The sequence below is a fragment of the Nostoc sp. NMS4 genome, assembly GCF_017115095.1.
GTDB lineage: Bacteria > Cyanobacteriota > Cyanobacteriia > Cyanobacteriales > Nostocaceae > Nostoc.
In genome coordinates, this window is sequence record NZ_JABXKI010000155.1 from 1 (window position 1) to 23910 (window position 23910).

Consider the following 23910-nt stretch of genomic DNA (forward strand, 5'->3'; position numbering starts at 1 on the left):
CGGGTGATGCGGTTGAAAATGCTGTGGTGGCAAATGTGCAATATCAAATTGAACGATTGAAGCACTCAAAGCTATTAACTAAGCGGGTGGAATCGGGTAAATTGAAAATTGTCGGGGGTCGTTACGATTTAGATACAGGTAGGGTTAGTATTATTACTTAATTTAGGGGATGAGGGAGCAATCAATTCAAAATGACGCTCTCTACGTTCGCATAGCGTCCCGTAGGGAAGGGGTACGCTCAGTACAAGTCCCCAATCCCCAATTCAATCCTGTACAGTCATTGGCAGACGAATGGTGAAAGTAGAGCCAATTCCTGGCTGACTTTTGACAATGATTTCACCACCCATCATTTGGCAAAAGTGACGGCTAATTGCTAACCCTAGTCCCGTACCTCCATACTTTTTCGTAGTTGAGGTATCACCTTGGGTAAAAGGTTGAAATAACTGCTGCTGTTGACGGTTAGACATACCAATACCTGTGTCGGTAACGGTAAAAATAATGCTACCCAAAGGAGCCTCCGGTCGAAATTCATCCTTTTCTGTGTTAACTGTTAGCGTCACTTTGCCGTTTGTCGTAAATTTACTGGCGTTACTGAGTAAGTTTAATAACACCTGCCGCATTCTAGTTTGATCGGCGTACATAGTGCCAAGTTGCTGATCAAAATCCACTTCTAAAATATTGGCATTTTTTTCTATAGCTGGTTTGACTGTGAGAACAACGTTATGAATCAGCGTTGCAATCTCGAATGTCTCTGGATAGAGGGTCATTTTCCCCGCTTCAATTTTTGACAAGTCGAGGATTTCGTTAATTAGGTGTAGTAGATGTTTACCAGCAGCGTTAATTGTTTCTAAGTCTGTGATAAAGTCTGCCGATAAACCAAGATCGGTAGCGTCGTCTTCTAGTAGTTGGCTTAAGCCAATGACAGCATTTAATGGTGTGCGTAATTCGTGGCTGACATTGGCTAAAAATATGCTTTTTGCCTTGCTAGCAGCTTCGGCTAATTCTTTTGCTTGTTGTAGTTCTTTGGTTCGCTGAGATACTCGCTCAATCAGACGATTTAGAGATTTGGCGAGTAGGCCAATTTCATCATCGGTGGTGACGGGCGCTCGCAAGTCGAAATTATGTTTCCTGGCAACTTGTTCAGCTACTTGGGTTACAGTGATAACTGGTTCTGCGATCGCTCGACTGGTACGCCAAGCTACGATCGCTGCGATCGCTACCGAAACCAGCATACTAGCGATCACGATAAATCGCTCAACTATTCTCGCTTGCTCAACGGCTTTTTGCCTTTCTTGCTCTTGATCTTCAGCAGTTTGCAAGATGTTAGTCAAGCTTTGAGAAAGCTGATCTAGCCGCATGGCTGTTTCACCACGCATAATTGTTAATAATTGCGATCGGGCAGAGGCAATCTTCTGAGGCTGCACTTTTTGGGAGTCAATTTTCTGTAAGACGACCTCGATTTGGTCAACGTAAGCTTTTAAATTAGTCTTATAATCCAGCAATAACGTCTGTAAAGTCGAACTTGTTGCTGCTAGTCTTTTAGGTTTACTGTCGATAAATCCGCCAATTTTTGACTCTAGTTGCTTGGCTTTTTCAACATTCTTCAGAAAATCAGCTTTTTTGCTTTGCAGTTGTTGTGAATTTTCTAATACAGCAACTAAATTAGAACTATGTAATTGCGCCCCTACTACTGCATCTTTATAATTACTCAGTAGTTGCCCTTGTTCATAAGCTTGATTAAACTGTCTAACTTCCCTTCCCCGGTAGTAATTAGCAATCACTAACCCAGTCAGTGAGCCAAAAAAGCCAATTCCGATCGCTACAAAATACCCATAGCCAATTTTTTGATGGATACGCCAAGAACTAGCTTTGAGTTTCCCTCGTGAAGGAAATTCTATGGTTGGGAGTTCGTCTGTCGATGACTCTTCGGCTGACACTTTTTTGCTTTCTGAACTGCTGTAGGTAGGGGTTGGCTTTTGAGTTGGCATTTCTCAAACCTCCTTGCCTTCCCGCAAAAATAATCAAATTAGTCTAGCTTGTGAAAATACCTTAATTATTCATTAACATCTACATTATCTTCTTTTATCGCCAGAGCAAATCATTGCTTACTAGATAATTAGCATAGCCTTACATTTTATAAGTTATTTTTGCAACAAGTTTTTTAAGTATAATTACTACTTGTAACTAAATTTACCTTTTTCATCAGCAACGATATAGTTTCCTGCACTAAAAACCTGCTTGAGAGCTTCTTCTCCTTAGTACACTACTTTTCTAAATATGCAGTTGATAGCAAGTAATGAGTTCTTGCGATCGCCTACGCCACTACTCTACCTTACTGCTTCCTTATAAAATTAATACAATCAGGAAAAAACAAAAGGTTTGACGATTATTGGGCGTTAGGAGTTAGGAGTTAGGAGTTAAAAGTAGAGACGCGAAAAATCTTTGTCTGTACAAGGGTTAGGAGTTTTATTTATCTCTTTGTCTCCCTTGTCTCCCTTGTCTCCCTTGTCCCCTCATCTCCCTGCTCCCTACTCCCTGCTCCCTCATCCCCCCAATCCCAAATACCATAAAATAGATTAAAAGTCTAGTCTATGTGAACACACAAAAATTCTTATTACGTATTAATATCAATACGAATGCGTTAATTGACGAACGCGGCTTAAGATAGCTTTAATATCGGCTAAAATCGACTTCTAAGCTTATATAAATGAGAGGTGGACTGATTTTTGCATGATTTGTACTTAGATTTAGTACGATTATTAGCAAATCACACGAAATGGGATAATCACAACCTGATGATTCCAGTTGATTCCAAAATATAGAACTCAGGAAGTTGATTATAATACATCCTGCTGCCTTCTGAGTTCTATCCTCCTACTGACTGTCTACCTTGTAGTTAGATGCAGTAGATAGTACGAGGCAACTATGGTTATAGGACACTCAAATCTTTTTGTGCCTTTTACCAAATTGTACTGATGCACAAGTGCATTACCTAATCAATAACCTTTTGGTTGTAATTATCCAGATTAGAAAAACTCAACTGTCAAATTAATAGGAGTGAAAATGCCAGAACAAGAATTTACCGAAACCGCATCTAAAGAGACTACAGTGGCAGAGATCAACAGCCAAACAGGAACCATTACCAAACTCCAGCCTCCCGCACAGTCTCAAGACGAATGGCTAAAATACGGGGAGCAAGTTTCTACTTTTTTAGCAACATTACCAGAATATCTGGGAAGCTTCTTTAATCAATATAAGCAACCCCTGGTGACAGTTGGTTTAATTGTAGGGTCAATTGTTGGAGTTAAGGTACTCTTGGCAATATTAGATGCTTTGAATGATATCCCCTTGGTAGCGCCTACTTTTGAGTTGATCGGTATTGGTTACTCTGCCTGGTTTGTTTACCGCTATTTACTCAAAGCCTCAACTAGGAAAGAGTTAACTAGTGAAATCACCACTCTTAAATCACAAGTTGTCGGTAAACACATTCCAGAAGCTTAATATCTAATTATCGCTTCTCTACGAACGCGAACAGCGTGTCGCAGACAGACGCTACGCATAGCTTGCTCCTGTAAGAAGTACGTTCTAATTGCCAATCACTGAAGTCTGAACGCCGACTCTGGCATTCAGACTTCTCTCAAAATTCCTGAAGAGATTTTTTAACAATTTGTAATATCAAGACTGCACACATAATGCTATTCACCCTAGAGGTTGCTGACTCCGATCCTGGTTTAATTACGAATTAGTAATTAGGGCTTGGTGTAGAATAATGCGTATCAACTGGATGCTTGGCTTGTGCCGACTGCGTTAAGTCGGATTAGTTGGAAACTAATAATTGTCGGGTGTGAACCTGGCATTGCACCGAGATGCCAAATGAAGTAACGCATTCTGAAGGAACGAGAGCAATGAGCAATCTCGCACTTAAAATTGGCTGCTACAACTACGACCACACGCGTGCGTTGTTCGATGGCACCGTAAAGATCGACGGCGTTGATGCCACCTTCGAGGGTGCCCACATCGTCTCGGAAATTTTCGAGCGCATGGTGCGGCAACGCGCGTTTGACGTTTCGGAACTGGGGTTGACCTACTATCTCCGCACCCTCGACCTAGATGATCCGCCGTTCATCGCGCTTCCGGTGTTCCCGAATCGCAATTTCCGACATTCGGCGATCTTCATCAACACATCGAGTGGCATCAAAACGCCGCAAGACCTTGCAGGTAAGACCATCGGCGAGTTCGCTCTATACGGCCACGATGCGGGAGTGTGGCCGAAGGGCATTCTGTCGGACGAGTACGGCGTGACACCGGATCAGTGCCGATGGATCGTCGGCGGCACTGATCATCCCATTCCGCCATTCGATTTCATCCCGCAACTGCATCCGGCGAACGTTGAGGTGACGCACGCGCCGGAAGGCAAAGCGTTGGGTCCGATGCTCGAAGCGGGAGAGATCGACGCGCTCATCTCGGTAGACGTTCCGCAGTGCGTGCTAAACCGTTCACCGCAGGTGGCGCGACTGTTCCCCGACTACGAGCCAGTCGAACGCACGTACTACCAACACACCAACATTTTCCCGATCATGCATGTTGTCGTAATTCGTAAAGAGCTTCTCGCGCAACATTCAGGTTTCGCGCAGTCCATCTACCGAGGCTTTTGCGACTCAAAGGAAGTTGCGATGGAGCAATATCGCAAAGGCGCGCTAAAGCAACACATGGCCGTTATGATTCCCTGGTTTAGTAAATTGTTCGACGAAAACCGCCTCCTGTTCCCGGACGATTGGTGGCCTTACGGGGTCGAAGCGAATCGCAAGGCGATCGACACATTCTTGCGCTATCACTTTGAACAAGGTCTCTCGCAGCGGCAACTGAAGTGCGAGGACATCTTCGTGCCGGAGTTACTCACAACGTAAGGCGCTTTTTGAAATCGTTCGCGTATATGGTATTGGGTTTCTCCAGAACGAATCGCACTTACTTGTATCTCGGCTCAATACCACTTTCGGTATCACTGCTCATTTTACTGTGAGCTTCTTTTTCTTTTTCAGCAAGCCCTAATTATTGTTGAGACGAACCTCTGGTGGGCAATTTAGCCTTTGGGTTTGGTTTTGGAGTTTGTGAAAGTTCTGGAGATATTTTAGGGGAGCGCACTATATTAGCAGATGTAATTGCCTCCAATTTGCCCCGTTTTACTAAAGCTTGATGAATCATCGCTGCCACTTCTGCCCGACTAGCTACTTTGTTGGGATCGAGGATTTGGGGGTTTGGATAGTTAACTACTAGACCATTGGTTGTAGCAGCCGCAATTTTGCTAATAGCATAAGGTGGAATGTCTTTAGCATCTTTATAGACACTGATAATCTGATTTGGGGAAGTAGGTGCTTTCAAATTCAATCCACTGACAAGGGCAACTAAAACTTGCACACGCGAAATATTTTGTTGTGGTTTGAAGGTTTTTTTCGGGTAGCCTTTGAGAAATCCGGCACTGATAGCTTGGTCAATTGCTGGACTTGCCCAGAATTTTGTTGGTACATCTTGAAATGCGATCGCAGTCTTAGATGGTTCTTGGTCAAAGGCTTTTTCTAGTATGGCAGCAAATTCGGCGCGGTTTACAGGCTGATTTGGTCTAAATGAATAATCAGGAAACCCTTTGAGAATCCCACGGGCAGAAAGAACGTCTATAAAACGCCGACTCCAAAAGTTATCTGGCACATCATTAAATGCAATTGGCGGTGGAATGATTGATTTTGGTTTTGCCGGAGTTACTAAAGGCAACGCTGATGATTTAAGTGATGACTCAAGTTCTGTTGGAGAGGATACAGGTGCTTGTGCTTGCGGCGATTGAGTTGGGACTACCAGGATAGATGGTAATACTGCGCGGTAAGGAGTTGCGCTGTTAGTTGGGAATGAACGTGTCGTGGGTTCAACAACAGCTTCCGGTGGAGAAGAGGGCAAAACGTTGTCGGGGACTGCATAAGGTTTTACCTTGGCAGTAGCAGAGGGCAATACTGGATTTGGTTGAACACTAGGAGATGGAGTGGAGGAAGGCAATAGCAGCCCGTTTAAGTTCCAACTAGAATCCCTGCGGGACAATGACCAAAAAAGAATCGCTCCGATAGTGGCGAAGGCAACCAGAATGGCTATAAATTCATCAAAGCCAAGGGCAGTTTTTTGAGATGACTCCGGTTCGGAAGGAGGTCTATTTGTCATCGTGATTACCCTGGTAGCAGTAAAATTTGTGTCTAAACAAATTAAGCCACAGATGACTGTTTTACACCAGCCCTTTTTTAATTCGTAATTCGTAATTCGTAATTCGTAATTCGTAATTCGTAATTCGTAATTCGTGATTCGTAATTTATAGTACAATATTAGGCTTCTGGTTCAACGCCGAGCGATCGCAATTGGGCAGCTAGGCGATCGGCTCTTTGGGATTCCTGTTCGGCTCTTTCATCGCCACTTAACAACAAATTACCTTGTAAATCCCACCAACGCAGCCAGGGTAATTCCACATTCTGATAAACTCCTTGCCATAAACCTAATTCAACACCCAAAGCAACTATAGGATAATGTCCTCGTTCATTTGGTGGTAAAACCTGATACTGTCTTTCAATCAGATGATAAAGTTCTAGGCTGGCTTTACTCGCTTCATAAATGCCATAGAAGGGAGGACGAATGACTTGCTCATAAATCCAAAATTTACCCTTCAAAGGAGTTTTATCTCGTTCTTCACTACCGTCCCCAGAGACAAATTCTAAGACAATCAACGGGGCAATAAATTCTCGCCACATCACATAAGAACGTCGGGTTTGTCCATTGATCAAAAATGGTACATTCGGGACATAAAACCAATCTGGTGCTTCTGCGCCTTTTTCAAGGGGATCGGTCAAGCGCCAGTAAATGCCTAAGTCTTGCCCTATACAGTATTCATCTTCAGGATTTAATTGCTTGAGGATGGGTGTAATAGAGTCAGTTAGGAGGATGCTTTGGGGATGCTCTTGCCAATTTTTGCCTCCGGCACGCTCCGCGAACACGAACGTACCATCGGACTCAGGGAGTTGAGTATGATCGGGGAAGGGAAAAGGAGTCAGAGCGTTGGGTGGATTGGTTACAGAGGTCATAACGCTACCTTTGCACTCTTCGTAAGGTTATTTATTAGTTTAGCTTGCGTAGGCGTAGCCCGTCGTAGACATCGCTTTCTCAATATTCTCCACCCAGATTATAAATCGCATGCCAATTACTTCCAGTCGCCTAAGTAAAGATTTTCACCTTGACAGACCAATAGTTTTATTAGATACGTAAAGTAAAACCGGATTTTGAGGATGGCAGAATGTAAAATATTAACTTATTCTTTACCTGTGTTTGAAAAAATCAGGGTGTCTAGTGCCAGAAGAATTCAGTTACCAAATCTCACCGCCATTTTTGTCTCTTGGTAGCGATCGCGATCTTGATTTAGATTCAACTCTTCAAGAACTACCAATGTACAATTTCTCCGTGGAAATCAACCACACCGGTATGGAAGTGGCTAGTTTTTTGGAAAAATACCCTCTTTTACCAGGAGTAATTTTGGTAGAACAGGGACAGTTCATTGGGATGATTTCGCGGCGACGACTACTAGAATTTTTGATTCGTCCATTTGGACAAGAGTTATTTGTTCAGCAACCCTTAGCTGTTCTCTATAGCTATGCGCGGACACCGATTTTGCTAGTTGCTGAGACAACATCAATTTTAACTGCGATGCAACTTAGCTTAAAGCGATCGCCAGAATTATTAGCAGAACCAATTGTCGTCCAAACAGAATCTGGTGCTTATAAATTGTTAGATGTCCAAGAATTAAATATTATTTCTTGGCAAATTCGAGGAATCGATAATCTGATCCGTTATGAACGCAGTCAAGCCCAAATGATTCAAAATGATAAAATGGCAAATTTGGGTCGTTTGGTAGACGGCGTAGCCCACGAAATTTTAGACCCAGTGGGTTTTATTTGGGGTAACATAATTTATGTTTCAAACTACAGTCAAGATTTACTCAAACTCATAGCGGCTTACGATCGAGAGTTACCAGCAGTTTCTCAAGCAATTAATCAGATTAAAGAAGAAATTGAATTTGATTTTTTAGAACAAGATTTGTCGCGATCGCTTGCTAGTATTCGCACGGGAGCAGAAAGATTAAAAAAACTCGTTACTAGCTTGCAAAACTTCTGTCATATTGATGAACTTTTTCCTAAACCAGTAGATTTACACGCCTGTATAGATAGTATTATTTTATTGATTAATAGCCGTCTTCAAGGAGAAATTGAAATCGTCAAATACTACGGTCAATTGCCCCCAGTGTATTGCTTTATGGGACAGCTAAACCAAGTTTTGATGAATATTTTTAGCGAAGTTGTAGATACTTTACTCAATGAAGCAGTGAGACAGCAGTTACATTTAGAAGAGACAAAGACTGTTCAAAAACCCAGAATTGAGATTACCACAGAAGTTATATCACAAGAAGCAAGTAACCCAGATGCACCAGATTCTCGCTGGGTTTTAATTCGCATTGCTGACAATGGCTCTGGAATGTCTGAAGAATTACAACAGCAAATTATGGAGTCTTTTTCTCTTGAAACAAAGAATGGCAAAAATACAAGTTTAGCAGTAAGTTATCGAATTATCACTGTGAGACATGGCGGTAAATTAAATTTTCATTCACAGATGGGTATAGGTACAAAATTTGAAATATTGTTACCTCTGGTGTAATGCTAAGGAATATGGATTAAATAAAATGCAAAACTTCATACTGTCTCTAGCTTCCCTCTCCTTTATAAGGCTAAGGTGTATACACAAGTCTGAAATAGCTGATTAACCAGGGTTTTACCCCACCCTAACCCTCCCCGATGCATTGCTAGATTTCCGGCTTCCCCCCAATGCATCGGGGGGATTAAGGGGGGTAATTTGACTTGTGTGTACACCGTAGCCTTTATAAGGAGAGGGATTGAGGGTGAGGTAAGCCAGGAACATAAATTGTCTGTTATTTGATTCTTATTCCTAAGTAGGTAGGCGTAAATATTTGTCGTTGAGATAAGGCAGGAGGAAATAGGGTTTTAACCTCGTTTATCTTTCTTTACATAGCTTGGTTTTAATCTGCCGACCTACTTAAGCTAATTCGTAACTGCCGGTTTTTGCTTATTGCTAACTTCTAAAGGCAGAAAAATCGTTAAAACTTCGCCGTAGTGTGGACGCTGGCGCACAATCAGTTTGCCACCGATCGCCTGAAACAAATGCTTGGTTGCAGCGATATTCAAACTAATCGTACCTGTTTCTGGTTGGAACATCAGCAGTTGACCTAGAGCTTTACGAATTGGTGGTGTTGCAGGTGTGGCAGCTTTATTTGAATCTTTGCACCGGAATTGCGGCGACAATTGTAACTTCAGTTGATCTCCTGCTGGAATAACTTGTACTTGAATATGGCTACCAGAGGGTAAGCTGCGAGTAAAATTTTCTATCAAACCAGTAAGAACCTGATCCAGCATGGTAGGATTGCTTACCACTGTCGGTAGTTGCTGGGGTAAAACAACATTTAAAGTTAAATTCCGCCGATGCGCTGCTTGTTCCCAACGAGGAATGCTTTGCTGCAACACTTGATCTAAAGACATCGGCGTGAGTTGGGTTTTTGGCGATTTTGCAGAAGCAGTAGTTTCCAGTTCTGCGGCTTTAAACAGCAACTCCATGCGATCGATTTGCTCGGTACACTCGTGATCGATAATTTTTAAGCGGTTGATCGCACTAACATCTAAGTCTTGCCGCTTCAACAGCAGACGAGTCATGGTGCGAATAGTTGTTAAAGGTGTGCGGACTTCGTGAGCGAAGGCTTGGAGCAATTCTACATCGGGATTTGGGCATTGGGCATTGGGGAAAACTCTTCTTCCTTGCTCCCCTACTCCTCTGTTCCCCTGCTCTCCTGCTTCTTCCCCAGTCGCTAGTAAACAGTCTCTATTCTCTTCTGGCTCTGTTAATTCCTGAAGTAACAACTGGCTAAACTGAATAATCATTCGGTAGTCTGGTGCTACGGGAGAATACTGTTCTACTAATGCGTCCAAGCGGGCAAACAAGTCTGGATTAGCCAGCATCACCCTTGCCCCTAGCGATCGCCAAGCTTGCTGCACTACCTCTGGCTCAAAAGAAAATGAAAAGGTTTTTTTACCGTTTTTGTGGGTTGCTAAAACTAGTACTAATCTAAATTTATCTGTAAAAACCAAGCAAAACTGTTCATTCCCCAGTGGATCGGCAGGTAGTAAAGGAAGTACAGATTCGTGGGGAGCAATCTCTTCATTGACAGACGCGTTGGCGTAGCCCGCCACAGGCATTGCACCTGGCATCTGAAATGGCATCAGCGCCAAGGGGTTAAATGGTTTCGCCGTAAAAGTTACTGTTTGTAAACTTTGAGTTAGTTTTGGCTGACTAAATAAGGGTGCTGGTGCAGCTAAAACCAATCCTTGGTTTGTGTCAGGTGAAGGAGCTGCTAAAGTGTTTAATAGCAAATGTTCTGTCGCTGCGAGACTGACGCGCCACTGCTGCTCTGCTTTCGCAGGTGAACATTCAGCCACACTTGATTGATTTTGGGCTAAGATTTCGCTCAGGCTTGGCAATATCCATTTGTACACAGGCTTTCACCCCTTAATTCAAGAGCGACTAACAGCGTCTAGGGTAGACATTTCACTACTATTTAAGACGTTATAGTTATTTGTGTACTGTTGACAGTGGTAGAACCGAACAATTCAGGGGCAATTTCCCCTCTAAGTGCGATGTCTACGATGTTCACTGAGCCAAGTCGTTCGCGGAGCGTCTCGCAGAGAAGTGCGGGCTATGCCTACGCAGTTATGGGCTGAAAAATACTTGGGCTGACTTTTAGCGATGGTTCCGCTACTCGAATTAATTAGGATTGTAATTACAAACATTGCGATCGCAATCTAAAATCGCGTACCGATATCTTCCGTAACTACATCTGCCAGAATGATGGCGATCGCCTTTTTTTGAGTAGATTAGCAATAGAATATCTCAAAGGCACTTTATGACTTCTTTTCAAACGTCAGTTGAAAATTTGGTACTAGTTGCTGGTGCGACTGGTGGAGTTGGGCAACTAGTGGTAGGTAAGCTGCTAGAGAAGGGCTGGAAAGTTCGTGTGCTGACACGCAATGCCGCAAAAGCTGAAGAGATGTTTAACCAGAGAGTCGAAATTGCCGTAGGTGACATCCGCCAGCCAGCTACACTGCCAGCCGCCACATCAGGTGTCACCCACATCATAAATTGTACCGGAACCACTGCCTTCCCCTCTAAGCGATGGGAGTTTGACCAAACCCCGAACTTGATTGAATGGGGAATCACTTTCCTTAATCCCCAATCTAGTCAAGCAAAAGCAAAGAATAGTCCAGAAAAAATCGATGCCCAAGGTGTCAGCAACCTAGTAGCAGCAGCACCCCGAAATTTGCAGAGGTTCGTTTTCGTCTCTTCCTGCGGAATTCTCCGTAAAAATCAGTTTCCTTTTAGTATTCTTAATGCTTTTGGCGTGTTGGATGCCAAACAGAAGGGAGAGGAGTCCATCATTAATTCAGGATTACCCTACACCATTATCCGCCCAGGACGACTCATTGACGGGCCTTACACTTCATACGACCTCAACACCCTCCTGAAGGCAAAAACAGGTGGTAAATACGGTGTGGTACTAGGCACTGGAGATACACTTTCAGGTGATGCCAGCCGTATTGACGTAGCAAGCGCTTGTGTGGAATGCCTTCTTCAGCCAAGTAGTTCTAGGAAAATTTTTGAAATCGTCAACCAGGCAGAAAGACCACCTGTAATCGACTGGGAAACTCTTTTTTCCTCGCATTAATATTCAGGAGGCAGGAGTAACCATTTTAAATTTTGAATTTTTAATCCAAAATCCAAAATTTAAAAAAGTTTCAAGCCCCTGAATTTATTCATGGCATAAATCTAAAATCCAAAATCTAAAATTTTAGATTCAAGCCCCTGCATTAACGGGACTTAGACAAAAATTAAGCCCAAATGTAGCCCAATTTAACGAGTCTTCTACCTATCTCATGGGCTTATTCCGAGACTACCTTTGGTCCAACTCCGCACAGTTGATTAATGGCTATAACCCTTATGGCACAAATAACTTAGCTGTTTGGGCTTAGATGTTCCTCTTTGGACACCTTGAGAATTTTGGATCTAGTACCGCAAGGCGGAAGTCAAAAGTCAAAATTTTTTTCAAATTGATATTAACTTGAACCTGCCATTTCTCACGAGTAACCAAGTTAAATAATAGGAGATTCCTATGCTTGAAGCCATTGAAATTTCTGACGATCGCATTTCTACCTTAGTACGCCCAGGTGCTTCACTGCAAAAGCTGGCAACCGGTGCAGTCCAAAGCGAAGGCCCTGTTTACTTCCATGAAGATGATAGCGTTGTCTGGAGTGACGCTCACGGCAACCGCCTGTTGCACTGGAATTCTAGCAATAATGTGAGTGTCATCCGAAACCCATCTGATTATCAAAGTGGTAATTACCGCGACTTAGAAGGTCGTCTGGTTGCTTGTTCCTCCGGCTTGCGTGCTATTATTCGACGCGAAGACGATGGTGAATGGAAGACTTTAGTCGATCGCTACCAAGGTAAACGCCTAAATAGTCCAAATGATTTGCTAGTCAAAAGTGACAACACGATTTGGTTTACCGATCCGCCTTATGGGATCACCGAGCCAAACCAAGGTTACGGCGGCGAACAGGAACAACCTGGAAGTTACGTCTACCGCTTCGATCCGGTAAAAGGTGAGATTTATCCTGTAGTAACGGATATGGTGCGCCCAAATGGGCTGGCTTTCAGTCCAGACGAAAGTTTACTGTATGTTTCAGATACAGCCGCGTTTAATATTCCTGGCGGGCCTCATCATATTCGCGTCTACGATGTTGTAGATAATCGCTATGTAAAAAATGGGCGTGTATTTGCAGTCATTGAGCCAGGACAACCGGATGGATTTCGGGTTGACGAACACGGGAATATTTTTACTAGTTCTGAAGACAGTGTGCAGATATACGCCCCAGATGGGACTAAGCTAGGAAAAATTTTCATCCCAGAGACAAGCACTAATCTGACTTTTGGCGGTAAGAAACACGATCGCCTATTTATCACAGCCGGTCATTCTTTATATGCTATCGACCTTAATACCCGTGGTGTACAATTATGATTTATCAATTTGGGCTGGCTTTAGCGATCGCCTTTTTTCTAGCTGAATTTAATTTCCCCCAACTAAGTCCACACTTGTTAAGTTCACTCTCTTTTGTATACCCTGACGGATTTCCAGGATTGGCACTTTTACTATTAAGAGTTAGTCTTGGTTGGTTATTTATACTACACGGCTATCCCAAGATAACGCATCTTAAACAGTGGGCTGATTCACTAAAAACACCTGTATTTCTTTGCTTTGTATCGGCTGCATCTATGTTAGGTGGCGGAATTTTTCTCATGATTGGATTCCTCACACTTTTGGCAACCTTACCGATTCTCTCCTCAATGATTTTTGCGATCTATTTAGACATTTCTGGGAGCAAGCCCTTTGTAGCCCAAGATCCATACTTAATCCCTGAAGAACAGTATCAGGGCTCTTTAGGAAAAGGTGAACCGCCAAGTTGGGAAAAAGCGTTTATGTATTGCGTTATGCTGATTGCGATCGCAGTTTTAGGCCCTGGTGCTTATTCAGTTGATGCTTTAATTTTTGGACGCTGAAACATACATTATTTACAGCAGAATTCAGGATTCAGAATTCAGAATGGGCTACGCCCCGCTACGCTAACAGGAGTAAAACACGCTTTATACCTGGTTTTGAGACTTAGCTTCTGTAACTCACTTTCCTTGAAATCTGCTGTAGTCAACCATTTTATTTAAGAGCAGCTAAAGTCCTGCGTCCAATTATTCCGTCTGCTCTTAATCCTTTAGACTTCTGAAATTTGATCGCAGCAGCACGAGTCTTATTATCAAATACACCATTTACACTTCCTGTATAGAATCCTTGTTGCTTTAAAGAATTCTGAACAGTTTTCACAGTCTCTCCCCTGCTGCCTACTGTCAATACACTACCAGTACTACGTCTTGCCACATTATTAGACTTGCGCTTGGCATTAATCTTTGGTGCAGCATTAGGCTTTTTGATGGTGTTGCCTTGCGGAGTAGCTTGGGCAATGTGGGTAGCAGTAGTGTGGGTTTTATTATTAGTTAAAGAGTAAGCCGGCACAGCAGTAGCTAGAGTCAAAGCAGGGAGCAAAGCAAGTATTTTCCAATTCATCTTCTTGTTCCTTCAAACTGTATGAGATTTTGCAATTTCTATTTGAAGAGTCATCTTCATAAGGGACTGTGCCTTAAGTGATTCTCCCCTGTAAATTCTGGTGTGTGGGTTTAGTCTGAGACTATTCCCGAAGCCAGAGCTATAGCATCACACGTTGTCTTGACAAAGATATTGCAAAATTGTGACAAAAGCATGACTAAATGTATTAAAATTTATGTCGCACGAAATTGCGCTCTTAATTTATCAAACAGAATTCAGGAATCAGTTGGTCACTGAGCGTAGTCGAAGTCACCACCTAACTCCTGAATTCTGACTTTTGAATTCTTCTTCCAGAGAATTTGACTAATCTCCTTCTCGAATGAGCAAAATTGTATGTCCGTCAGGATCTTTTATTAAATAACCTTGCTTGTCAGAAAATGAGCTATCTATAATCGGTACTTGATTCTGCCGTAGCTTATCTATTAGCGGCTCAATATCATTGACAACAAATTTAATTTGCACACTCGCAATATCGTAACTTTTCCAGTCACTTGGGATAGAACGGCCTTTTCCAGGCAAAATGTAGTCTAATAGTTCAATTCCGACACCATTTTGAACTGATTGCAGGGCTGTAATTCTCACTTTGGCTCCTGGTAAGTTATCCAAGTGAGTTTGAGTTGTACGCCAGTTAAGGCTGTGGCTAGCAATTTGCATTCCCAAAAGGTCGCAGTAAAAGTGTAGACTTTGCTCAGTGTTAGAAACTGCGATCGCACTATGATCGATTCCCAAAAATAAGCTATGACTGTTTTGATGCCATTTATCTTTACCTTTATCAGCCGGAAACCAAATTAACTCTAAATCATGATCATCAGGGTCTTTAAACTTAAAAGCGCGGACACCACCAGATACTTCATTATCAGATAGTATTGTTTGAGGAGCATCTGAAATTGGTTCAATGGGAAATGAACGCAAGTGAGCATAAGCGCGATCCATATCATTGACTACAATCGCCAGATGTTGAAACCATAGGTCATTACTTTGTGAATCGCTAGGAATTGGTTTACCCGGAATGTTGAGATACTCTATCAATTCGATAAATTCGTCTCCTAGTTGTAAGGTAACAATGCGAACTTTTGCCCCAGGCACATATTCTAGATCGCTGTAATTGTGTCCTTCAACAGTAATATCGGAAACTAATTTAAAATCCAGCGATTGTTGATAGAAATTTAAAGAGCGATCGCAGTTTTTGACTGTTAATTCAATAGCTCGAATTCTTTGCACCTGTACATTGCTATGAATAGGTGTATTCATCAATTAAAGCCCCCTTTACCTTTGCCAATCTCTAGTGAGTGGACTGTCAAGCTAGTAATGAAGAGTTTGTAGTAAGCACTTTAGTGCTTAAAAATAATGACTAAAGTGCTTAATACGAACTTCTTTACCCATCAATTTAAGCTTGACAGATTACTAATTACTAGTACACAGTCCTTGTATTCTGTTGGTAGGTAAAAACCCCACCCCGGAGTGTCTGGCTTAATTTAATACTTGCGACTTGCAACTTCCGACTTCCGACTTCATTTTTTATCCTCCGAACCCAACATTTTCAATAATTTTCGTGCAGCTAAAACGCCCATAACTCCTGCACCAACCACTTCCACTGCTTGAACAACTTTTTTGCCCACATTATTAGGATCAAGATGATGATGAAAAATCTCTTCATCCAGCCATTCAGTAGTGGCTTTGAAATCATGAATTGGAGTTGGTAATAGCGTTAAATAAGTGCCTTGACGGATTAAATGCCCTGATTCACCTGCAACTTCAAAAACATTGAAAAGGTTAGCAGCAGCATCATTTAACCCCAATTTTAAGAGAGTTCCGCGTATATTTACCTTTACTGGTTTGAGGTCTTCGCCCAGGGCTAATGCTTTCAAATTTCGAGCAATAGTGGCTCCTTGCTGAAGAGCAACTTGGGCGGTTGGCGAGAACGGTTTATCCTGAACTACTGTACAATCGCCACCTGCAAAGACTTCTGGAAAGTCGAGTAGTTGCATTGTGGGAGTAACTAAAAGGCGATCGCTACGATCTCGATGTTCTGAGGAAATCGGTAAATCTTTAATTAGTGGATGAATCGAAGTACCGGCTGTCCAAATTGTGGTATGTGTTGGCAATGTCTCAATTTGCTGATTGCGCTTATACTCAATGGCGTTGGCGTGAATAGTAGTCGCTTCTGCACCCGTAATAATTTCAATTGGGATCGTGCGTTTTTGTAATTCTTTCTCAGCAGTTTGGCGCAGAGGAGCGTTAATATCACCGTTGAGGATTTCTTTACCGTGATTGAGCAATACCACACGGATTTCACTAGAATTTCCTCCCATAGCAGTATACCAATGTGGAAGTAAATCAGCTAAAGTTGCTGCCATTTCTACACCACTTGCACCACCACCGACTACAACTATTGTTAGCAGTTGACGACGTTGTTCTGCATCTTCTGTTTTGATTGCTTTTTGCAAACATTCGCCTAAATGCCGATCGAGAGCGATCGCATCTGCTTCTGTCCAAAAAGGGAAAGCGTATTCTTTAGCACCTTCAAGATGATGATAACTAGTAACACTACCCAAAGCTAATACTAAGTTACTGTAGTTATATGAATTTCCTGAAGCTAATTTGACTTGTTGTTCATGTAAGTCTATCGATTCTACTGTATCTTGAACAAAAATAACACCACTGCCTTTAAGTAATTCCACAAAACGCGGTACTACTTGAAAAGCATCCATCTCGCCACTGAAATATTCGTAGAGTAACGGCTTAAAGCAAAAGCCTTCATTTCGATCGATCAAAATAACAGAGCGAGGATAATGTTCGTGAGCTAGATTTAAGGCTGTAAATAAGCCGGTGAAGCCACCACCGACAATCACAGTTTGGTAAACTGGGCTGTTCATGAAATATTCTCCCAAGTCTCAGGAATTTTCTAGGATGTTACGCATTTAAATCCAGATTTTTTGGATCGCGCAGAGGTGCAAAGAAGAAAAAGTCTAAAATTAAGACTTTTACGAAAATACTAATGACAAATGACAAATGACAAATTCGCTATATGAATAAAAATAACGCAATTAAAAAGACGCTGAGAAACAAAGCGAAACCAATAGCGTATTCAACTCTGCGACTAAAAAATCCGACAGCAGTGATTAGAGCGATCGCTAATCCGATAATGCCAATATATTGCTCTTTTTGTAAATTCCGGGCAATGAGTGGATCTTTACCTGGTGCGGGAGTTTCTTGAATTGCTTTTGGCGCGAGTTCTGATGCTGGTAGTTCTTGGATGAATAAATTCATAAAGTTACTCCTGAAAATTATTGGTGAATTGAAAACTTTTATGCTTTCCAAAGGTAGAGAAGTGAGAAAAGGAAGACCCAAATTACATCAACAAAGTGCCAAAATAGAGTAGTCGCACTTGTCCCGAAGTGAGTTTTATTATAATTGCCTGGAATGAATGAGCGAATCAGCATAATTATCTGAAGCACAACACCAGCCAGAACGTGTAACCCGTGGAAACCTGTTAGCAAATAGAATGTGGAACCAACTAATCCTGTAGTAATCTTAAAATCGAGATTTTTCCACTCAATTAATAGACCAATTAAGAAGTAAGTTCCCATTGCGATCGTGATTAGCCATAGCCAGCGAAATTTCCATAGCTGATTGCGCTTGAGGGCATTTTCTGCTATTTGAATAACAAAGCTACTAGAAAGTAATACTACCGTATTAATAATCACGAGTGTAGACAATTCTGGGCCAGAAATACCGGGTGGTAGCCAGTTAGTAGTATTCAGTCGCAGAGCAACATCAGTAAAGATAAAACTCAAAAAAATGATGCTTTCTGACAACAGAAATACAGTAAACCCGAACATTCCTTTGCCATGATGATCTTCATGACTTCCGCCACCACTCGGCAAAAAGCGCTGTAACCAATTCGGTAAGCGTCGCCGCCACTGATCAAAACGGATCGGACTTTCATCTAAATGGATTCTGCGATGTTGCATGATTTTGGGCATTAGGCAATATGGTTAGGTTGCTAATTAACCAAGGTTTTACCCCTCCCTAACCCTCCCCTTATAAACTACCGTGTATACACAAGTCTGAAATAGCTGATTAACCAGGGTTTTACCCCACCCTAACCCTCCCCGATGCATTGGGGAGGGAACTAGATTTTCCGGTTTCCCCCCTTTATAAGGGGGGATTAAGGGGGGTAATTCGACTTGTGTATACACGGTAGCCAATATATCGGGGGGATTAAGGGGGGTAATTCGACTTGTGTGTACACAGTACTATTCCCTAGTCAGACTCACCATTATCAGAATTTTCCACAAATGAATATTTTGGATCGCCATAGTCGTAAGGAGGTCTATTGACAACAGGAATCTCTTTAAAGTTATCTCGCGGAGGTGGTGAAGAAGTTGTCCATTCCAATCCTGTAGCGTGCCAAGGATTATCAACTGCCTTTGCTCCATATAGCCAAGAACCGACAATATTAGCAATAAATGGCAGCGTCGATACTCCCAGCAAGAACGATCCCAGGCTAGCGATGACGTTCCAACCCTGATACTGGGGATCGTAGGAGGAAACTCGCCGCAGCATCCCTTGTAAACCTAATGGGTGCATGGAGAAAAAAGTAATATTGGCAGGAATAAAGGTCAACCAAAAATGTAGTTTACCCCAACCTTCGGCGTACATTCTTCCAGTTATTTTGGGAAACCAGAAGTAAATTCCGGCAAAGATTGCCATTGTAATAGTATTAAAAACGATGTAGTGGAAGTGACCGACTACAAAGTAAGTATTATTAACGTGGATATCAAATGGCGTGGCGGCAAGCATTACACCTGTGACACCGCCAAAAATAAACATGGCTGCACCTCCCATCGCAAATAGCATTGGTGTCTCTAGGTGCAATTTGCTCCTCCAGATTGTGGCAGTCCAAGCAAATGCCTTAACACCTGTGGGTATGGCAACTAACATCGAGGTGGCCATGAAGGTCATCCGCATCCAGTCGGGGGTTGCACTGGTGAACATGTGATGTACCCAAACGAAGATGCTAATCACAGCAATACCTAAAGTAGCGATCGCCACTGACCGATAACCAAACAGGGGATTGCGCGCAAAGGCTGGCAGAACTTCCGCAATAATACCGAAGGCTGGTAGCGCCATGATATACACTGCGGGGTGAGAGTAGAACCAGAATAAATGTTGGTAAATAATCGGATCGCCACTTCCTTCAGGTTTAAAAAATTGTGTACCGAAGGAAAGGTCAAGTAACAGCAGTATCAATGCAGCCGTCAAGGAAGGCAAATTAATTAGCTGCAACATTTGGGCGCTAAAAACTGACCAGACAAAGATGGGCATTCGGAAAAATGTCATCCCTGGCGATCGCATCCAAAAAATAGTGGTGACAAAGTTGACAGCCCCCATAATTGAAGAGATGCCGATTAGTACTAGGCTGACGATCCAAATAAATTGACCGTTAATCAACTGACCGGCTGGAACTTGCAGACTAACTGGTGGATAAGACCACCAACCTGCTTGGGCAGTCCCATTAGGTAGCAAGAAGCTAGATAGTAGGAGAAGACCGGCTGGTGGTAAAATCCAAAAAGAGATGGCGTTGAGCAAGGGAAAAGACATATCCCGCGCTCCAATCATCAATGGCACTAGGTAGTTAGCCAGACCTGCATTAAAGGGAATAATCCACAGGAAAATCATGATTGTCCCGTGCATGGTGAATAAACCGTTGTAGAGGGGACGATCGACTAAATTTGATTCGGGGGTAAGCAATTCAGCCCGGATGATCATTGCCAATAGTCCGCCGAGAAGAAAGAAAATGAAGGTCATCACCATGTACTGAACACCGATTACCTTATGGTCAGTACTGAAGCTGAAATATTCCCGCCAGTTATTTTCAGGTTCCCTATTGTTGTCTATAACTTGACTCAAATCATGTGTCATTATCGATCTTCCTTTGATTCGCTACGGCAGGTTGTGCGGGTGTGACGGTGTACCAACCGCTTTTAAATAATGTCTTTGGTGGTTGGATATTTTCGGCAACTGCCTGATTTTTAGTGGAAGTGCGATCGCTAGTGACTGTTTGCGCGAGCCATTGATTATATTTATCAAGGGATTCAACGTATACATCTGCTTCCATCAAGGCAAAGTAAGCACCACTAAATTGAGAATCTTTCAGTCGATATTTACCTTGACGAATCGGGGTAATCACAATGTCAATGTTCCGCCCTGGAATAATATCTTGCTTTAAGCGAAACTCAGGAACGTAGAAACCGTGGATTACTTTCTCTGCTTGCATCTTTAAGCGAGTGCTGCGATTGAGCGGCAAGTGTAATTCCTTACTCGTAAGATTATTTGGATAGTGGAAAGACCAATCCCACTGCCTAACAAAAACATCAATTGTTTCAGATGCCGGTTTGGGGGCATCGCTGACGGTTGCGGCGTAGGCGGGTGCAGATTCTAGGGGCGCGTGTAAATGCACAATTTGGTCTAAACCGAGAATATTTAATTGCTGATAAATATTGAAGCTTTGAAAGGCAATCCATATTACTAACAGAGTCGGGGCCGCTGTCCACAATATTTCTAATTTCCCATTTCCTCTAGAAGGGTGTCCCTCAGTGTAGTCTTCTGGGGGGGCGCGATGAAAGGCGATCGCATACACCATCACACCAATCAACCCCAGCAAAATAAATGCTCCAATTGAGACTAAAAAGCTAAATAAATCATCTACCCTTTGTGCTTCTGCTGTCGCTTGGGGAGGCATCCAATAAAAGGCTTGCTGTCCAATCCACCGACTGACAATCATCAGCACTGCGACATAAAATCCTATTAATACATATTCAAAAATGCTAAACATATTAACAATTCAAAAGATTGTTTCCCGCTTGATTATTTGAGTAGTAAATTTGGATTTTTACCTTCTTGGAGTAACTTCGCAGCCGTAACATGAATTCCAAACTGTTCTCCCAATTGCGCCCCCAAAGTTCCATGCGCGTATAATATTGCCATTATTGCCATACCTGCTAACAAGTAACTCCACTGCACCTGTCTAGAAGCATCCTTGCGCCAGCGATAGCGTTGCAAACCTCTCCATAGTGTCATGGCTGCGATCGCTCCTAACAGCAAAACGCCACCTAAACCATGCAAAAGCATTGTCCAACCAGCAGTTAACCCCCAAGCGCTCTTTTGATCGACTGGTGGATTTGCTAGCAATAACTCGAAAAAGCCAGCTGCAACGGTGAAAAAGCTGATAAAAGCGGCTCCGATGAGGTTATACCAACCGACATCAAAAAAACCAGAACGGAGGGTAGCTAGACCTAAAAATTTAAAGATTGGTTTTTCTAAAGCAAAAAGCACTCCGGCAATATCAAAAATAATGGCAAGAATGAATAAACCCAATGTTAGATGGACTAGTTGCGGATGTATCGGAATCTCGTAAGGTAATCCGTTTGCATTCAGTCTCAATCTCAACTGTTCAATGAGTTGCCAGTTCATGGCGAAACTCCTTGTTTCATCGCTTGCACAACTGGCTCAATGTGTAACCCATACACCCAAACTAGCTTACTCCCTAGATAGACTTGCAAGCACACTAAACAGACTAAAAATGTTGCTGCACCCAAGTAAGCAGGTGATACTTTCCGTGGGGTGCTGTTGCGAATCACGAAACGCCAAGCTGTAATCCCAACGACAATAGCCGCCAATGACCAACCCATCACCGTATGAAAATTCAGTGTTGCTTGGACTGCTGGGTAAATGTTCGCCAAACCTGCTTCAAATTGACCAAGAATCACCGCTATAAAGATAGCTGCTGAAGCCACAAACATATTCCAGAAACTCACCTCAAATAACCGCACGTTGCGGGTAAAATAGCCCAGCACATCGCACACGAAAGCAAAAAGCACCATCGCAATTACAAAATGGACAACGATCGGGTGTAAAGGGTCAGGATATGGTAAATTTTGGTTATTCAGAGACAGAGCCAGCATTGCTTTCTCCTTCGTGGGTCAAATATGTAGATGCGTTGCATGGAATTGCCATCCGCCTAACGCACTATTCATATTTTCCAGAATACTGTGCTAACGCCATATTTCAACCAATTAAAAAATATTGAAAATTTCCCATGCACTGAAATCTTTAAAGTAAATTTTTGAAATAAAAAATTCCATACTTAGAATTTTCACTAATGTCAAACTTTACTAAAAAAACTACGTTGGTGATTGATATTATATGTCAATTGGCATTTACAAAAACTAAAAAAATCGTTATTTCTAATTTAGACCTAATCTTCTCAAGCATCTCATCCAGATTAGAGAATGTTTGAAAATTCATGATTGATGTATCAAATATTTTTACCCCACCCTAACCCTCCCCTTATAAAGGGGAGGGAACCGGATTTTCTTGTTTCCCCCCAATGCATCGGGGGGATTAAGGGGGTGATAATTCCATCAAAATCACAGTCAACAATTTTTCAAACACCCTCTTAGAGTTTAGCTAAAATTTACTTTACATCTTAATGATTGATTAATCATAGAAATACTTTAATCAATAATCCAAGCTGCTTTGAATATACCATAAATCTTTCTTAAAATTGATCTGAGCTTTAAAATTACAATTTGACAAACAACATAGTATTGTCACATAAATGACAAATAATTGAAATATCATTCCGTAAAAAATATGCTATTTATCTTTCTCTAGATAGATTGGAAAAATACTAAAAATCCTTAAGATAGTAAAGAGTTTTGTTTTTTGAATCAATAATTTCTTAATTTTAAACTTAATTTTAAAATTTCAATACTCAAAGCATTACTACGCCCAGTCTTGCAAATATTTCAGACACTGACAGCGAATACAAGTTTTAAAAGTACTGAAAGCATTATTTATTATCATGGCATCTGATTCATCTAAGAAAACTATCTTTGCGGCGATGGGTGCTAACTTAGCGATCGCTATTACAAAATTTATCGCCGCCTCCATTACTGGCAGTTCCGCCATGATATCTGAAGGGATTCATTCGGTGGTAGATACTGGCGATCAACTGGTGCTTTTGCTAGGAATTCGTAGGAGTCAAAAGCCAGCAGATGAGAGCCATCCCTTTGGTTACGGTCAAGAACTTTATTTCTGGACTTTCATCGTTGCTATCCTGATCTTTGGCATTGGCGGCGGTATGTCAATTTATGAAGGAATCATTCATTTAATTAGTCCCAGCCCTTTAGAAAATCCAATGTGGAATTATATTGTATTAGGTATGTCAATATTATTAGAGGGTTTTTCTTGGATTATAGCTTTAAAAGAGTTTTTGCCGACCAAGGGAAAACAAAATTTCTGGCAAGCAATCAAAAGCAGTAAAGACCCCACAGTATTAACCATATTACTTGAGGATACTGCTGCAATTTTAGGTTTACTCGTCGCTTTAATCGGAATATTTTTAGGACATCTATTTAATAATGTTTATTTTGACGGTATCGCCTCAATTATTATTGGCATAATCTTGGCTATAGTAGCAGTGGTCTTAGCGAGAGAAAGTGGCTCTTGCGCTACTTTTATGGTAAAAGTTAAAATAATTTAAATTTCATGCCTAT

Annotated in this window: 21 protein-coding genes and 1 pseudogene; 9 read left to right on the forward strand and 13 right to left on the reverse strand. The window is 42.0% G+C overall.

Annotated features, from left to right (window positions below; genetic code table 11):
- Nucleotides 1-161 (forward strand): carbonic anhydrase (locus HWQ37_RS12840; protein ID WP_292747834.1); only part of this gene is annotated, 161 nt, incomplete at its 5' end.
- 102 nt (nucleotides 162-263) lie between these two features.
- On the opposite strand, the gene HWQ37_RS12845 is transcribed toward HWQ37_RS12840, so the two are convergent.
- Nucleotides 264-1988, reverse strand: coding sequence for a sensor histidine kinase (locus tag HWQ37_RS12845; protein ID WP_292747796.1), 1725 nt, complete (start codon nucleotides 1986-1988; stop codon nucleotides 264-266).
- A 1075-nt stretch (nucleotides 1989-3063) separates the two neighbouring features.
- Between HWQ37_RS12845 and HWQ37_RS12850 the strand changes: the two genes are divergently transcribed.
- On the forward strand, nucleotides 3064-3501 hold the full coding sequence (locus HWQ37_RS12850) for a CAAD domain-containing protein (RefSeq protein WP_292747797.1): 438 nt from the start codon (nucleotides 3064-3066) through the stop codon (nucleotides 3499-3501).
- A gap of 404 nt (nucleotides 3502-3905) precedes the next feature.
- Entirely contained in the window at nucleotides 3906-4907 is a 1002-nt protein-coding gene (locus HWQ37_RS12855) for a substrate-binding domain-containing protein (protein ID WP_292747799.1), read from the forward strand.
- A gap of 142 nt (nucleotides 4908-5049) precedes the next feature.
- Here the strand turns inward: HWQ37_RS12855 and HWQ37_RS12860 are convergent, their stop codons facing one another.
- Both HWQ37_RS12860 and HWQ37_RS12865 read right to left on the reverse strand, forming a co-directional pair.
- On the reverse strand, nucleotides 5050-6201 hold the full coding sequence (locus HWQ37_RS12860) for an S-layer homology domain-containing protein (RefSeq protein WP_292747801.1): 1152 nt from the start codon (nucleotides 6199-6201) through the stop codon (nucleotides 5050-5052).
- Between the two features lie 158 nt (nucleotides 6202-6359).
- Complete coding sequence (locus HWQ37_RS12865) at nucleotides 6360-7109, reverse strand: Uma2 family endonuclease (protein WP_292747803.1); 750 nt, start codon at nucleotides 7107-7109, stop codon at nucleotides 6360-6362.
- A 262-nt stretch (nucleotides 7110-7371) separates the two neighbouring features.
- Here HWQ37_RS12865 and HWQ37_RS12870 point away from each other — a divergent pair, with 262 nt between their 5' ends.
- Nucleotides 7372-8730 (forward strand): sensor histidine kinase, encoded by a 1359-nt coding sequence (locus HWQ37_RS12870; protein WP_292747804.1) that lies wholly within the window; start codon nucleotides 7372-7374, stop codon nucleotides 8728-8730.
- A gap of 401 nt (nucleotides 8731-9131) precedes the next feature.
- Here the strand turns inward: HWQ37_RS12870 and HWQ37_RS12875 are convergent, their stop codons facing one another.
- Complete coding sequence (locus tag HWQ37_RS12875) at nucleotides 9132-10634, reverse strand: sensor histidine kinase (RefSeq protein WP_292747806.1); 1503 nt, start codon at nucleotides 10632-10634, stop codon at nucleotides 9132-9134.
- Nucleotides 10635-11041: 407 nt separating this feature from the next.
- On the opposite strand from HWQ37_RS12875, the gene HWQ37_RS12880 reads away from it, so the two are divergent.
- The 4 genes and pseudogenes from HWQ37_RS12880 (at nucleotide 11042) to HWQ37_RS12895 (ending at nucleotide 13749) form a co-directional block, all read left to right on the forward strand.
- Complete coding sequence (locus HWQ37_RS12880) at nucleotides 11042-11860, forward strand: SDR family oxidoreductase (RefSeq protein ID WP_292747808.1); 819 nt, start codon at nucleotides 11042-11044, stop codon at nucleotides 11858-11860.
- 172 nt (nucleotides 11861-12032) lie between these two features.
- A pseudogene (locus HWQ37_RS12885) lies at nucleotides 12033-12161 on the forward strand (hypothetical protein); the annotation flags it as partial.
- 143 nt (nucleotides 12162-12304) lie between these two features.
- Complete coding sequence (locus tag HWQ37_RS12890) at nucleotides 12305-13210, forward strand: SMP-30/gluconolactonase/LRE family protein (RefSeq protein WP_292747810.1); 906 nt, start codon at nucleotides 12305-12307, stop codon at nucleotides 13208-13210.
- Nucleotides 13207-13749 (forward strand): DoxX family protein, encoded by a 543-nt coding sequence (locus HWQ37_RS12895; RefSeq protein WP_292747812.1) that lies wholly within the window; start codon nucleotides 13207-13209, stop codon nucleotides 13747-13749. The genes HWQ37_RS12890 and HWQ37_RS12895 overlap by 4 nt, the downstream gene beginning before the upstream one ends.
- Nucleotides 13750-13900: 151 nt before the next feature.
- Here HWQ37_RS12895 and HWQ37_RS12900 read toward each other — a convergent pair whose 3' ends face one another.
- From HWQ37_RS12900 to HWQ37_RS12940, 9 genes are all read right to left on the reverse strand, one after another.
- Nucleotides 13901-14305, reverse strand: a complete 405-nt coding sequence (locus tag HWQ37_RS12900; protein WP_292747814.1) for a peptidoglycan-binding domain-containing protein — start codon at nucleotides 14303-14305, stop codon at nucleotides 13901-13903.
- Nucleotides 14306-14647: 342 nt separating this feature from the next.
- Entirely contained in the window at nucleotides 14648-15595 is a 948-nt protein-coding gene (locus HWQ37_RS12905) for a VOC family protein (protein WP_292747816.1), read from the reverse strand.
- 260 nt (nucleotides 15596-15855) lie between these two features.
- A complete protein-coding gene (locus tag HWQ37_RS12910; protein ID WP_292747818.1) occupies nucleotides 15856-17220 on the reverse strand; it encodes an NAD(P)/FAD-dependent oxidoreductase in 1365 nt (454 codons plus the stop codon).
- A gap of 148 nt (nucleotides 17221-17368) precedes the next feature.
- Nucleotides 17369-17614 carry a hypothetical protein gene (locus HWQ37_RS12915; RefSeq protein ID WP_292747820.1) on the reverse strand — a complete coding sequence of 82 codons (246 nt, stop codon included), beginning with the start codon at nucleotides 17612-17614 and terminating at the stop codon, nucleotides 17369-17371.
- A gap of 38 nt (nucleotides 17615-17652) precedes the next feature.
- On the reverse strand, nucleotides 17653-18318 hold the full coding sequence (locus HWQ37_RS12920; protein ID WP_292747822.1) for a cytochrome c oxidase subunit 3: 666 nt from the start codon (nucleotides 18316-18318) through the stop codon (nucleotides 17653-17655).
- 292 nt (nucleotides 18319-18610) lie between these two features.
- Nucleotides 18611-20272, reverse strand: a complete 1662-nt coding sequence (gene ctaD, locus HWQ37_RS12925) for a cytochrome c oxidase subunit I (protein ID WP_292747824.1) — start codon at nucleotides 20270-20272, stop codon at nucleotides 18611-18613.
- Nucleotides 20262-21185: a cytochrome c oxidase subunit II gene (locus HWQ37_RS12930; RefSeq protein ID WP_292747826.1), complete on the reverse strand. Its 924-nt coding sequence runs from the start codon at nucleotides 21183-21185 to the stop codon at nucleotides 20262-20264. The genes ctaD and HWQ37_RS12930 overlap by 11 nt, the downstream gene beginning before the upstream one ends.
- A 32-nt stretch (nucleotides 21186-21217) precedes the next feature.
- Nucleotides 21218-21823: a DUF2231 domain-containing protein gene (locus tag HWQ37_RS12935; protein WP_292747828.1), complete on the reverse strand. Its 606-nt coding sequence runs from the start codon at nucleotides 21821-21823 to the stop codon at nucleotides 21218-21220.
- Entirely contained in the window at nucleotides 21820-22314 is a 495-nt protein-coding gene (locus HWQ37_RS12940) for a DUF2231 domain-containing protein (protein ID WP_292747830.1), read from the reverse strand. Before HWQ37_RS12940 ends, HWQ37_RS12935 begins: the two co-directional genes overlap by 4 nt.
- A 902-nt stretch (nucleotides 22315-23216) precedes the next feature.
- Here HWQ37_RS12940 and HWQ37_RS12945 point away from each other — a divergent pair.
- On the forward strand, nucleotides 23217-23897 hold the full coding sequence (locus HWQ37_RS12945; protein WP_292747832.1) for a cation diffusion facilitator family transporter: 681 nt from the start codon (nucleotides 23217-23219) through the stop codon (nucleotides 23895-23897).
- The last annotated feature ends 13 nt before the right edge of the window (nucleotides 23898-23910 follow it).